At 67.5% G+C, this 12,302-nt stretch carries 9 protein-coding genes and 1 pseudogene; 8 read left to right on the top strand and 2 right to left on the bottom strand.

Features of this window, described 5'->3' with window-relative positions:
• The 3 genes from Q0C59_RS15210 to Q0C59_RS15220 form a co-directional block, all read left to right on the top strand.
• A partial coding sequence (locus Q0C59_RS15210) for a deaminase (protein ID WP_291216898.1) occupies nt 1–282 on the top strand: 282 nt, incomplete at its 5' end.
• 168 nt (nt 283–450) lie between these two features.
• The gene (locus tag Q0C59_RS15215; protein WP_291216901.1) at nt 451–1,278 is read left to right on the top strand and encodes an urease accessory protein UreD; all 828 of its coding nucleotides are present in this window, start codon (nt 451–453) and stop codon (nt 1,276–1,278) included.
• 115 nt (nt 1,279–1,393) lie between these two features.
• Nucleotides 1,394–3,067, top strand: a complete 1,674-nt coding sequence (locus Q0C59_RS15220; RefSeq protein WP_291216904.1) for a response regulator — start codon at nt 1,394–1,396, stop codon at nt 3,065–3,067.
• Nucleotides 3,068–3,162: 95 nt separating this feature from the next.
• Here Q0C59_RS15220 and Q0C59_RS15225 read toward each other — a convergent pair whose 3' ends face one another.
• A complete protein-coding gene (locus Q0C59_RS15225; RefSeq protein ID WP_291216907.1) occupies nt 3,163–4,080 on the bottom strand; it encodes a LysR family transcriptional regulator in 918 nt (305 codons plus the stop codon).
• Nucleotides 4,081–4,193: 113 nt separating this feature from the next.
• On the opposite strand from Q0C59_RS15225, the gene Q0C59_RS15230 reads away from it, so the two are divergent.
• From Q0C59_RS15230 to Q0C59_RS15250, 5 genes are all read left to right on the top strand, one after another.
• On the top strand, nt 4,194–6,359 hold the full coding sequence (locus Q0C59_RS15230; RefSeq protein WP_291216910.1) for an indolepyruvate ferredoxin oxidoreductase subunit alpha: 2,166 nt from the start codon (nt 4,194–4,196) through the stop codon (nt 6,357–6,359).
• Nucleotides 6,360–6,361: 2 nt separating this feature from the next.
• The gene (locus Q0C59_RS15235; protein ID WP_291216913.1) at nt 6,362–7,984 is read left to right on the top strand and encodes an indolepyruvate oxidoreductase subunit beta family protein; all 1,623 of its coding nucleotides are present in this window, start codon (nt 6,362–6,364) and stop codon (nt 7,982–7,984) included.
• A gap of 46 nt (nt 7,985–8,030) precedes the next feature.
• Nucleotides 8,031–9,029 carry a Bug family tripartite tricarboxylate transporter substrate binding protein gene (locus Q0C59_RS15240; RefSeq protein ID WP_370654304.1) on the top strand — a complete coding sequence of 333 codons (999 nt, stop codon included), beginning with the start codon at nt 8,031–8,033 and terminating at the stop codon, nt 9,027–9,029.
• 308 nt (nt 9,030–9,337) lie between these two features.
• Nucleotides 9,338–9,838, top strand: a complete 501-nt coding sequence (locus tag Q0C59_RS15245; RefSeq protein ID WP_291216916.1) for a heme-binding protein — start codon at nt 9,338–9,340, stop codon at nt 9,836–9,838.
• A 619-nt stretch (nt 9,839–10,457) separates the two neighbouring features.
• Nucleotides 10,458–12,176: a hypothetical protein gene (locus Q0C59_RS15250; RefSeq protein WP_291216918.1), complete on the top strand. Its 1,719-nt coding sequence runs from the start codon at nt 10,458–10,460 to the stop codon at nt 12,174–12,176.
• 12 nt (nt 12,177–12,188) lie between these two features.
• On the opposite strand, the pseudogene Q0C59_RS15255 reads toward Q0C59_RS15250, so the two are convergent.
• A pseudogene (locus Q0C59_RS15255) lies at nt 12,189–12,302 on the bottom strand (ABC transporter ATP-binding protein); the annotation flags it as partial.

A 12,302-nucleotide genomic window follows, 5' to 3' on the forward strand; every position in this document is an offset into this window, starting at 1 on the left:
GTGGTGGACCGCGAGACGCTCTCTCGCGCCACGATCTACTCCTCGGCCGAGCCGTGTGTGATGTGTGCCGGCGCGATCTTCTGGAGCAACATCGGGCGCGTGGTGTTCGGCATCGACGCAGTGCGTTTGCGCGTGTTCCGCGGTGAGCTTGCGGCGCAGCGCGATGCGGAGTTGTCGTGTCGCGATGTGTTCACTGCGTCACCGCATCCGATTGAATGCATCGGGCCGGTCTTGATCGAGGAAGCGAGTGAGCCGCATATTGGCTTCTGGGCTTCTGTTTAGTTTTTCTCCGGCGGGTCCGGTCATCGGCGACCACGGGGCACGGCGCAGCGAAATAAAGGAGGAAAGGCCGAAGGCTTCGGGGGACATTCGCGGAGCAGAGCGCCATGCGCTCACGAGCCCGCGAGGTGCAAGCAAGAACCCCCCTAAACCAGCCCCTAAACTCAACGCATGCCCTGGCACGCCCAACTCGACCTCCACTACCGCCGCGACGGACAACGCACCGTGCTGCAGCACCGCCACACCGGCCCGCTGCGCATCTTCAAGAGCCTCTACCCCGAGGGTGACGGCATCTGCCACAACGTCATCATCCATCCGCCCGGCGGGCTGGTGGGTGGCGACGTGCTGGAGGTCAACGTGCACGCAGAAGCCCATGCCCACGGCCTGCTCGCCACACCCGGCGCCACACGCTTTTACCGCTCCGACGGCCCCGCCACCGAACAACGCGTATCGCTAACGCTCGACGAAGGCGCACGGCTCGAATGGCTGCCATTGGAAGCCATCGCCTACCCCGGATGCCTGGCCGCCAACCAACTGACGGCCACCCTGGCCGAGGGCGCCGAGATGATCGGCTGGGACGTGTGTGCGCTCGGCTTGCCCAACGCCAACCAGCCGTTCGACCGCGGCAGCCTCACGCAACACCTGGAGATTCCGGGCCTGTGGCTGGAGCGCTCGCGCATCGATGCGGCCGACACCCGCCTGCTCGAATCGCCGCTGGGTCTGGGCGGCCACAAGTGCATCGGCACGCTGTGGCTGGCCTGCGGCACCCCCCTCACCCGCGAACGCCGCGAACATCTTCTGGAGGTGGTGCGCGCCGCGCTGGGTGGTGAACACGGCCTGCAGGTGGGCGCCACCTGCCCCAATCCGCGCATGCTCGTGGTGCGGGCCGTGGCGCCCCTGGTGGAGCCGCTCATGGCGCTGTTCCAGCAGGTCTGGGCCACCTTGCGCACCGAAGCCTGGGGCCTGAGCAACACGCCGCCCCGCATCTGGAAAGTCTGACGGGCGTCGAAATGGGGTGAAAAGCCCCCGCTGATCGGCGCACCAGCAGGCGATCGTCGTGCGCAGAATGGGATTGCCATTGATGGGCGCGCCATTCTCGCGCCCTGAACCACCCATGCCCGTTGCCGCCAACCACCTGCAAGACGCCCACGCACTCGTGATCGAGGGCAACCTGCAATCGCGCTCGATCATCGTGTCGCAGCTGCGCGAGCTGGGTGTGGGCACGGTGTCGCAGTGTTCGCGGCTGTTGGACGCGCGGCGCAAGCTGGAAGTGAACCGGTACGACGTGGTGATCTGCGAACAGCATTTCGAGCGCGATTCCATGTCGGGCCAGGACCTGCTGGACGACCTGCGGCGCAACCAGCTACTGCCCTTCTACACGGTGTTCATCATGATCACCGCCGAGGCCACGTACGCCAAGGTGGCCGAGGCGGCCGAATCGGCACTGGACGCCTACCTGCTCAAACCCCACACGGGCGCGCGCCTGTTCGAACGCATCCGGATGGCGCGGGAGCGCAAGAAGGCGCTGGAGGGCATCTTCACCGCCATCGACGCCGAGCAGTTCGATCAGGCCGCCATGTTGTGCCTGGAGCGGTTCGAGACCCGCGGCGCCTACTGGCTGTATGCCGCGCGCATCGGCGCCGAGCTGTTGCTGCGCAACGGCGAGATCGGCGATGCGCAGAAGCTCTACGAAGCGGTGATCGCCGCCAAAACCCTGCCCTGGGCCCGTCTGGGTGTGGCACGTGCGCAGCTGGAAGGCGGGCATCCGGCCAAGGCCGTGACCACGCTGGAGAGCCTGATCCAGGACGACAACAGCTACGCCGACGCCTACGACGTGATGGGTCGCGCGCAGTTCGAACTGGGCAACTTCGAGAGCGCGTTGACCACCTACCAGATGGCCACGAAGCTCACGCCGTCCTCCATCAGCCGCCTGCTCAAACACGGCATGCTGGCCTACTACACCGGCGAGAAGAGCGAAGGCGTGGAGCTGCTCGACCGCGCCACTCGCCTGGGCCTGGACTCCAAGATGTTCGACGCCCAGGCCCTGCTGCTGCTGGCCTTTGCCCGGCTGGACAACAACGACCAGAAGGGCCTGGCCCGCACGGTGGACCAGCTCACCCGCCTGCGCGACCGCAGCCACGCGCCCGCCCGGCCCCACCGCCTGCTCGGCATGGCCGAGAGCCTGCTCGCGCTGCAACAGAACAACACGGCGCGCGCACTGGACGACGTGCGCCGTCTGGCCAACGATGCGCTCAGCCCCGACTTCGACTTCGAGACCGCCTGCAACCTGCTCGCGCTCATGAGCCGGCTGCAGATGCGGTCGATCTCGCTGAACGAGTCCGAGGGCGCGGTGGACACACTCGCTCTGCGGTTCTGCACCAGCAAGGCCATGAGCGAGCTGATGGCCTGCGCCGCCTCCGGCGTGCAAGGCTTTGCTGACCGGGTGCGCAGTGCGCACAGCCAGATCCTGAAGATGACCGAACAGGCCATGACGCTGAGCATCAAGGGTGATCCCCAAGGCACGGTGATCAAGCTGCTGGAGGACGGTGAGCGCACGCTCAACGCCAAACTGATCGAGTCGGCCCACCAGGTGCTGCAGCGCTACAACGTGCGCATTGCCGAATTCACCGCGCTCAACGAACGCACCGAAGCGCTGCGCGAGCGCTACCGCACCACGGCACAACACTCCCGACTGGGTGAACACACCGGGGCAACGGCCACGCCGGGTGGTGTGTCCTTGCCAGCAGGCTACAAACCACCAAGCGCCGACGGCCTGCTCAACACCTAGAGTGCCCCCACGCTCCGCCGCTGCGCGGGTCGCTGCCCCCCGAGGGGGCTGAGCCAGCCTTGGGGCGGCCCGGCGGCTGGCTCAGAACCCCCTGATCAGCGTTCGGCGAACAGCGCGATCACCTGTTCGCGAAACCAGCGGTTGTCCGGGTCACCTTCGAAGCGGTGGCTCCAGTGCAGCGACACGGTGAAGCCCCGGTCCACAAACGGCGGCTGCACGACCACACAGCCTCCCGTCTCCACAAAGCCCTGCGCAATGTTGCCCGGCATCACCACGCAGAGGTCGGTGGCCTGCACGATGGAGGGCAACACCATGAAGTGTTCGGTGGTCAGGCGCAGGCGCTCCTGCAAACCCGTCTGCGCCAGGATGCGCAAGGTGTCGCTGTGCGTGCGCACCGCCACAAAGTCCAGCTGGTGCAGGGCTTTGAGCAAGGCCGGGCCCCGCAGGCGCGAGAGTGACGCGTGCATGGGGTGCCCGCTGCGCATGAGCACCACGTAGCGGTCCTGCAGGAGCTCGGTGCGCTGGGTGTCTTTCACCTGCGGCAGAAAACCGAACGCGAAGTCGATCACACCGCTGTCGAGCGCATCGGTCAGGCCCCCGTGTGGCACCGGCCGGGTGGCCACGCGCACGCCGGGCGCCTCGTGTTGCAGGCGGGCCATGAGCTCGGGCAGGAAGCGACTTTCACCGATGTCGCTCATGTGCAGGCGAAAGAGGCGGCGCGAACTGGCCGGGTCAAACCCGCTGGACTCGCTCAAGGCACTGGCCAGCGTGGCCAGCGCACCCTGTACCGCTTCCGCCAAGGCCACCGCCTTGGGCGTGGGCTTCACACCGCCCGGCGCGCGCACGAACAGCGGATCTTTCACCAGCAGGCGCAGGCGCGTGAGGCCATGGCTCACCGCCGGCTGGGTCAGGCCCAGGTGTTCGGCCGCCCGGCTCACGCTGCCGGCGCGGTACACCTCGTTGAAGAGGCGCAGCAGGTTCAGGTCGAGGTCTTTGATATGCATGGCGTTCATGTCGCTTAGTGGGTTCATTGTATTGATCGATGAGCGCCCGGTACCGATACTTGCCCGTCCGGTCGCAACCCCCACACGACACCCACGATAGCGACCCGCTGGAGACAAGCACCTTGGAAGTTTCATTCACTCAGGAAATCGAGTCCCTGCGGCTCGGTGACGGCCAGACCTTTCACGGCGAGGGCATCCTCGCCATCACCAAGGCGCTCTTGCAATCGGGCGTGTCCTATGTGGGCGGCTATCAGGGCGCGCCGGTCTCGCACCTGCTCGATGTGATGGTGCAGGCCAAGCCCTACATGGACGAACTCGGCGTGCACGTGGAAGCATGCTCCAACGAAGCCTCGGCCGCGGCCATGCTGGGTGCGTCCATCCACTACCCGCTGCGCGGCGCGGTGACCTGGAAGTCCATCGTCGGCACCAACGTGGCGGCCGATGCGCTGTCCAACCTGGCCTCTCCCGGTGTCACCGGCGGCGTGCTGGTGGTCGTGGGCGAGGACTACGGCGAGGGCGCCAGCGTGATCCAGGAGCGCACGCACGCCTACGCGCTCAAGTCGAGCATGGTGCTGCTCGACCCGCGGCCTGACCTCGGGCGCATGGTGCACATGGTCGAGCAGGGCTTCCGGCTCTCGGAGGCGTCGAACATGCCCGCGCTGATGGAGCTGCGCATCCGCGCCTGCCACGTGCGCGGCAGTTTCACCACCAAGAACAACGTCAAGCCCGCGCTCTCGCGCCACAACCTGATCGACGAGCCCGCGAGCTTCGACTACAACCGCCTGGCCCACCCGCCGGTGACTTTCCGCCACGAGAAGCTCAAGGGCGACGAGCGCATTCCGGCGGCGCGGCGTTACATCGTGGAGAACGAACTCAACGAGCTCTTCGACGGCGAGCACCAGGACCTGGGCCTCATCGTGCAGGGCGGTCTGTACAACACCCTCATCCGCGCGCTGCAGCAGTTCGGCCTGGCCGATGCCTTCGGGCAGACCGCCATTCCCATGCTGGTGCTCAACGTCACCTGCCCGCTGGTGCCCGAGCAGCTCACGAACTTCTGTCTGGGCAAGCGCGCGGTGCTGCTGCTCGAAGAAGGCCAGCCCGAGTACATCGAACAGGAACTCGCCACGCTGCTGCGCCGGCTGGACATCCAGACCCCGTTGCACGGCAAGGACATGCTGCCCAACGCGGGCGAGTACAGCGCCGAAGTCATGGCCAACGGCCTGTCCAAATTTGTCGGCCGCTACCTGCAAGACCCCACCACCCAAGCCATCACCGAAACAGCGCGCGCCTGGCTGCAGGGCAACCAGACACGGCGCGCCGAGTCGGTGCAGCAGCTCTCGGCCCCGCTGCCCGCGCGCCCACCCGGCATGTGCATCGGCTGCCCGGAGCGCCCGGTATTCTCGGCGCTCAAGCTCGCACAGCAAGACACCGGGCCGGTGCACATCGCGGGCGACATCGGCTGCCACGCGCTGGCCACCTTCGAGCCGTTCTCGTTTGGCCACTCCATCCTCGGCTACGGCATGAGCCTGGCCAGCCGCGCCGGCGTCTCACCAGTGATGAAGCGGCGCGTGCTCTCCGTGATGGGCGACGGTGGCTTCTGGCACAACGGCCTGCTCACCGGCGTGCAGAGCGCGCTCTTCAACGGCGACGATGCGGTGCTGCTGATCTTCAAGAACGGCTACACCTCGGCCACCGGCACGCAGGACATCATCTCCACGCCCGGTGAGGCCGCCAAGGACGCGGCCAACGACAAGGCGCAGAGCCTGGCCCACACCGACCAGACCATCGAGAGCACCTTGAAGGGTCTGGGCGTGAAGTGGATGCGCACCGTGAACACCTACGAGGTGGACACCATGCGCGCCACGCTCACCGAGGCCTTCGGCACGGAGTTTCAAGGCCTCAAGGTGATCGTGGCGGAAGGCGAATGCCAGCTGGAGCGCCAGCGCCGCATCAAACCCTGGATCGCGAACCTGCTCAAGAAGGGCGAACGTGTGGTGCGCGTGAAGTACGGCGTGGACGAAGACGTGTGCAACGGCGACCACGCCTGCATCCGCCTTTCGGGCTGCCCCACGCTCACGCTGAAAGACAACCCCGACCCGCTCAAGGTCGACCCGGTGGCCACCGTCATCGACGGCTGCGTGGGCTGCGGCCTGTGCGGCGCCAACGCCCACGCGGCCACGCTGTGCCCGTCGTTCTACCGCGCCGAGGTGGTGCAGAACCCCAAGTGGCACGAGCGCCTGATCCATTCGCTGCGCGGCAGCGTTGTTCGTCTGTTGCAACCCGCTTGAACATGTCCAACAACCAACAACCCATCTCCCTGCTGCTCTGCGCCCTCGGCGGCGAAGGCGGCGGCATCCTCACCGACTGGCTGGTGGAGGCCGCGCGCCACGCCGGTTATGCGGCGCAGGCCACTTCCATCCCCGGCGTGGCACAGCGCACCGGCGCCACCACCTACTACATGGAAGTGTTCCCGGTCCCCATGGCCCAACTGGGCGGGCGCAAGCCGGTGTTCGGTCTGAACCCGCTGCCAGGCCGGCTTGACGCGCTGGTGTCTTCGGAACTGCTGGAAACCGGCCGCCAGATCACCAACGGCCTGGCCTCGGATTCGCACACGCTGGTGATCACCTCGTCGGCCCGGGCGCTCACCACCGGCGAGAAGATGGTGATGGGCGACGGCCGGCGCGACGCGTCGGAGCTGATCGACCTGGTGAACACCCACAGCCGCGCGCGCCACGTGCTCGACATGGCCGCCCTCACGAAACAGGCCGGCACCGTGGTGAGCGCGGTGATGCTGGGCGCCATTGCCGGCAGCGGCCTGCTGCCGTTTGCGCGGCAGGACTTTGAAGCCGTCATCGGCAGCGGCGGCGCCAGCGCCAAGGCCAGCCTGCGCGGCTTCGCGCTCGCGTTCGACGCGGTGCAGGCGCAACGCGCGCAGGCCGCGTATGTGGAGCAGGTGCTCGCACCCGAGCCCACCCCCGCCGCACCCGGCCTGCCCGCCGCCCTGGCACGCGAGTTCCCGCCCGAAGTGCACCCGCTCATGTCACTGGGCCATGCCCGGGTGTCTGAATACCAGAACGCCGCCTACGGCACGCACTACGCGGCGCGTCTGCGGCGCGTGCTCGAAGCCGAGAAACGCACCGACCCGCAGGGCGAGCACGGCTGGGCCACCACAGTGGAAATGGCGCGCTGGGTCGCACTGTGGATGGCGTTCGACGACATCGTGCTGGTGGCCGACCTCAAGAGCCGCGCCAGCCGCCAGGCCCGCGTGCGCGTTGAGGCCAAAGCTGGTAACGACGACCTGCTGCGCGTGTACGACCATTTCAAACCCGGCGCACCCGAGTTCGCCGCCATGCTGCCCACGGGCATGGCGCAACGCGTGCTGGCCTGGGACCGCAAACGGGTGGCCGCCGGCAAGGCGCCGTGGGCACTGCCGCTCAAGATCGGCACGCACTCGGTGCTGGGCATGCTGGCCTTGCGCGGCCTGGCCGCCACCAAACGCCTGCGCCCCCTGGGCAGCCGCTTCCAGGCCGAGCAAGCCCTCATCGACCGCTGGCTCGCTGCCGTGGTGCAGCTCACGTCCGTGCACTGGCAGCTGGGCCACGAGGTGGCGCTGTGCGGCCGGCTCATCAAGGGCTATGGCAGCACCAACGAGCGCGGCAAGGACAACCTGCTGCACATCATTGACCACCTTGCCCTGCCTGCACTGAACGACCCCAGCAGCGCCGCGCAGCGCTGCCGCGCCGTGGCCGCCGCCCGCACCGCTGCCCTCAGCGACGAGGCCGGCAAGGCACTCGACCTCGCCCTGCAGCAACACGGCGCACCGGCGCGCCCGGTGAAGGCCCAGCCGATCCGGTGGCAGCACAATCCCCGATTGAAAGTGAAGGCCGTTGCACCACACTCAGCGCCACACTGAGGTTTTCCGTTTTCCATTTCGCACCAACACCTACAAGGAGACAGACATGACCCGCACCCTCACCAACCCGTCCCGCCGCTGGCACCTGGCCGGCGCCGCCGCCCTGGGCCTCATGACACTGAGCGCCTTGCCAGCCGCGCTGGCGCAGGCCTGGCCCGAGAAGCCGATCAAGGTGGTGGTGGGCTTCCCGCCCGGGGGCGCTGCCGACCAGATCGCGCGGCTCGTGTCCACGCCGCTCGCTGCGGCACTCGGCCAACCCGTGGTGGTGGAAAACCGCGCAGGGGCCAACGGCAACATCGCCGGTGACACCGTGGCCAAATCCCCGGCCGACGGCTACACGCTGCTCATGGGCTCGGGTGGCATGGTGTCGGTGAACCCGCACCTCTATGCGCGCATGCCCTTTGATCCTGCGAAAGACCTGGTGCCTGTGGCGTCGGCCGCGCGCGTGCTGGTGTACCTGATGGGCAAGCCCACGCTGGAAGCCAACAACGTGCAGGACCTGATCAAACTCATCAAGGCCAACCCGGGCCGGCTGGTGTACGGCTCGGCCGGCAACGGCAGCTCGCCCCACCTGGCCGGCGAAATGTTCAAGAGCCAGGCCGGCCTGTTTGCGGTGCACGTGCCCTACCGTGGCGCCGCCCCCGCACTCACCGACCTCATGGGCAACCAGATCGACTACTACTTCGACCCGGGCATCGGCCTTTCACACGCCCGCGCGGGCCGCACCAAGCTGCTGGCCGTGGGCAGCATGAAACGCTCGCCCCTGTTCCCCGACGTGCCCACGCTCGACGAAGCCGGCCTGAAGGGCTTTGACGCGGACTCGGTGTTCGGCTTCTACGCGCCCGCCGGCACACCACCGGCGGTGATCACCAGGCTCAACACCGAGATCAACAAGATCCTGAACAGCGCGGCCGTGAAAGACCGCATCACGGCGCTGGGTGGCGAAGCCCTGGCGCTCACGCCAGCGGAGTTCGGCAAGCGCGGTGCGGATGATTCACAGCGGTTCGGCGCGATCATCAAGGAACGGAAGATCACGGCGGAGTGAGTGGGCACGGCGGGATGCGACATCTCGCCCAATGTGTACGGGGCCGAGGTTCGAGAGGTCGTCGTCAACGGACCGCTCGCGGCCACGGACAGCCATACCGGGCGTCCGTTGGAGTTGAGGGTGGCAGGACGCAGGCGCTCCGACGACACACGCGGACCACGGAGGGTGGGCGTCTTGCAAGCTTCAACTCAAGCAGCCGTGACGATTGATCCAGATCAGTGCACGACAGCACCCCCGGGGCTAGCATGAGACTGACGCAGCGCCGCATGGGTTGGCCTGCGCACCCCCCCAACAGCAGGAGACTGACCATGCGCCATACCCTCATCGCCCTCGCCCTCGCCCTTCCCCTGGTTGCACAGGCCCAGACCAAGCCGCCGGCAGGCAGCTTCGAAATCAAAGCCCTCACGCCGGAGACAGCGCTGGTCGCGGCCCAGGCCGCGCTTGCCTCCTGCCGCGCGCAGGGCTTTCAGGTCGGTGTGGCCGTGGTCGACCGCTCGGGCCTGACTCAAGTGTTCCTGCGCGACCGCTTCGCTGGCGCGCACACCGTGGACGTGGCCACCAACAAGGCCTGGACAGCGGCGAGCTTTCGCACCTCCACCCTGGATCTGGCCAACGAGTCACAGCCCGGCAAGCCCATGAGCGGCATCCGCAGCACGCCGCGCATGCTGGCGGTGGGCGGCGGCGTGGTGATCGAGGCTGGCGGCTCGATCTTTGGCGGCATCGGTGTCTCGGGTGCGCCCGGCGGCGACGCCGACGACGCCTGCGCCCGCGCCGGCATCAAGGCCATCACCGACAAGATCGAGTTCTGAAACGGGCCGGTGCCCGGCGGGCATCGACGTCCGGGCCGGCCGCCGCAAGAGGAGGCACGAGCCCCTGGGTGTTGACGCCGACCCACAACTGATCACTTGGCCAGCCTGCGATTCTGGATGCGCATTCGTCCGCGTATCAGGGACAAGGTACTGGACAGGCATTGATCAGGTTCTCATCCGGAAATGCCGTCCTGCGTGTGTTCAGGAGTTCACCGACTCGGCCCTCTGGTAGAGCCAAGGATCGACCAGCCCCGAAAAGCCTGGATCGCTGACCGTCCGCATTCGATCTCAGGCCACAGCCGCTCTGGGTCGAGACCGGCAGCCCAGGCAATATGCAAGGGGTCGGTGGTGCGATGCCAGTCGGGCCGCAGAAGCCCCATGACCGCAGTACCTCGCACCGCCGCCACTCACTGGACCTTGCCGGGCTTGCACACCGGACCCCGGGCAGCAGATGCCGCAGATCTTCATCAACGACCAGCGCCTGGGTGGTCTGTCAGGCTTGCAGGCGGCGCTGGTTCAGCTGGGCAAACAGGGCACTGCCCTGGGCTGGCGAGCGGATTCACGCAGCGGAAGTGAAAGGAGACGATGAGCGTCCCTTTCATCCCATCCGCCACCCGCCATGCGCACCTCTGCCTCCCCCATCCAACGGATTCAAGCCCTTCGCAGCCCCATCGCCACCCCGCCGCTGCTGCGCACAGACATCCGTTCTGCAGCGCGGCACGACATCCCCTTGGTCCAGGCACAGGGCCTGCTGTTGCAGGCGCTGGATGAGCTGCAGCTGATCCCGATCAACGACGAAGACGCCCAGCTACCGGGTCGTTTCCACGAGTCGTTCGTGCAGATCCTGCACCTGGCGCACGGGTTGCACCACACAGTGGAAGAGACGGTGCTGGAACACATGTCTCACGCCTTGCGCGTGCACTACGCCAACCACGACCGCGTGGCCCATGCCCTGGTGTCGGCCTGGACCTGCGTGGTGCCACGCGACCCGGTCAAGCTGGTGGTTCAGCTGCTGGACATCCTGGCTTCGGAAGCTGCGCCGCTGCCGTTCTGGTTGTCCCATGTGTTGCAACTGCTGCCGCTCTCGGGCCCCTCGCTGGAGCTGCCCGGTACGCAGCGGCAAGCGCGTGAGTTGTTGGGTCCCCGCCTGGACGAACTCGCGCCGGCACGGGTGGCCAAGCGGTTGCAGCGGCTGGAGCAGGACCCGGACCCCCGCAGCCTGGAACAACTGATTGGCGATCTCGGCTTGCTCACGCTGGAACAGGCGCCCACGGCAGGCCTGGCACGCATGGTTGAAACGCCACCGGGGGACGATGAAGCCCTGGTGTGGTTCTCGCATCAGCACCCGACGCTGGTGTGCGTGGGCAACATGGCGTGCGACGACCACTGGCTGCTCACACCCCTTGGCCATGCCACGCTGGAGCGCATGCTCCACCTCTGCACCGGCCTTGAGGCCGGTGCGGCGCGACGGATGCGCCGCCAGATGCTCTACCAGATCACGCACGCCGCGCGCCTGCCCCTGCTGCGCCCGAGCCGCCGTCACCCTTGCCTGGTGCTGGCGCAGATTCACCGCATCGTGCAGACCCTGGACAAGCACGACGAGGCCTGGGCCGACGTGCTGGACTGGCTCGCACCGGAGCGCACCGGGCACCACGCGCACCCCATGAGCCGGTCGCCGCAGCACACGGTGTTCGACCTGCTGCTGTTGCCCTCGTTCGAGCTGAGCCCGCTGCTGGCGCTGCACACCCTGCTGGATGCACAGGTCGACCCCACGGTGTGGTTGCCCGGCGTGGTGCGCAGCTGCATGGCCACGCAGCCCGGTCTGTCGCGCCTGCTGCGCCCGCTGCAGCACCTGCACGCCAATGCCCACCTCAACCACTGCCTGGTGAACGAAGTGGCGAACCAGTGCCCGCCCGCACACCTGATGCGGGTGGGCTCCGAGATGGGTTTGACGGTGTTCCACGAGCCTGCCAGGTCCAAGGGCCTCACCCGCAACGGGCTGCATGCCCTGGCTGGCGCGCAGGCCCGCTTCGGCCCGGGCTGGGTGCCGTTCAGCCTGCTCGCTCATTTGCTGGACGAGGGCAAACGCTTCGGCTGTATCGGTCTGGGTGCCAGCGATGCCGACTGCCTGCTGGCCTTTGCGCAGGAGAACGGCCACAAGCTCAAGCCCGCCTTGCCGGAGGCCGCGCTGGAAGTCATGATGAAGAACCTGTTCGACGTGATCACCCGCCTGGGCCAGGAAGCCGAGCCGGCGGCCGAGGTCTGCATGCAACTGCTCGACCAGATGACCGGGCAGCCGCCAGCCAAGACCACGGCGTCCGTCGCCGCCAAGGCCTGAAGGCCGGCAGCGTCAAATGGCCACGAGCTGGCGCACGCCCTTGGCCTGCATCTCGCTGCCGGGGCCGCTCGCAATCACTTCGCCGCGTTCCATGACCACGTAGCGGTCGGCCAGGGCTTCAGCGAA

Source organism: Hydrogenophaga sp., assembly GCF_022844385.1.
In the GTDB taxonomy this organism is placed as follows: Bacteria; Pseudomonadota; Gammaproteobacteria; order Burkholderiales; family Burkholderiaceae_C; genus Hydrogenophaga.

What these genes read in the sequence shown, in the direction of transcription:
- Q0C59_RS15220 (WP_291216904.1), top strand. Translation starts at nt 1,394, where the DNA reads ATGCCCGTTGCCGCCAACCACCTGCAAGACGCCCACGCACTCGTGATC.
- Q0C59_RS15240 (WP_370654304.1), top strand. Translation starts at nt 8,031, where the DNA reads ATGACCCGCACCCTCACCAACCCGTCCCGCCGCTGGCACCTGGCCGGC.
- Q0C59_RS15250 (WP_291216918.1), top strand. Translation starts at nt 10,458, where the DNA reads ATGCGCACCTCTGCCTCCCCCATCCAACGGATTCAAGCCCTTCGCAGC.
- Q0C59_RS15235 (WP_291216913.1), top strand. Translation starts at nt 6,362, where the DNA reads ATGTCCAACAACCAACAACCCATCTCCCTGCTGCTCTGCGCCCTCGGC.
- Q0C59_RS15225 (WP_291216907.1), bottom strand. Translation starts at nt 4,080, where the DNA reads ATGAACGCCATGCATATCAAAGACCTCGACCTGAACCTGCTGCGCCTC.
- Q0C59_RS15215 (WP_291216901.1), top strand. Translation starts at nt 451, where the DNA reads ATGCCCTGGCACGCCCAACTCGACCTCCACTACCGCCGCGACGGACAA.
- Q0C59_RS15245 (WP_291216916.1), top strand. Translation starts at nt 9,338, where the DNA reads ATGCGCCATACCCTCATCGCCCTCGCCCTCGCCCTTCCCCTGGTTGCA.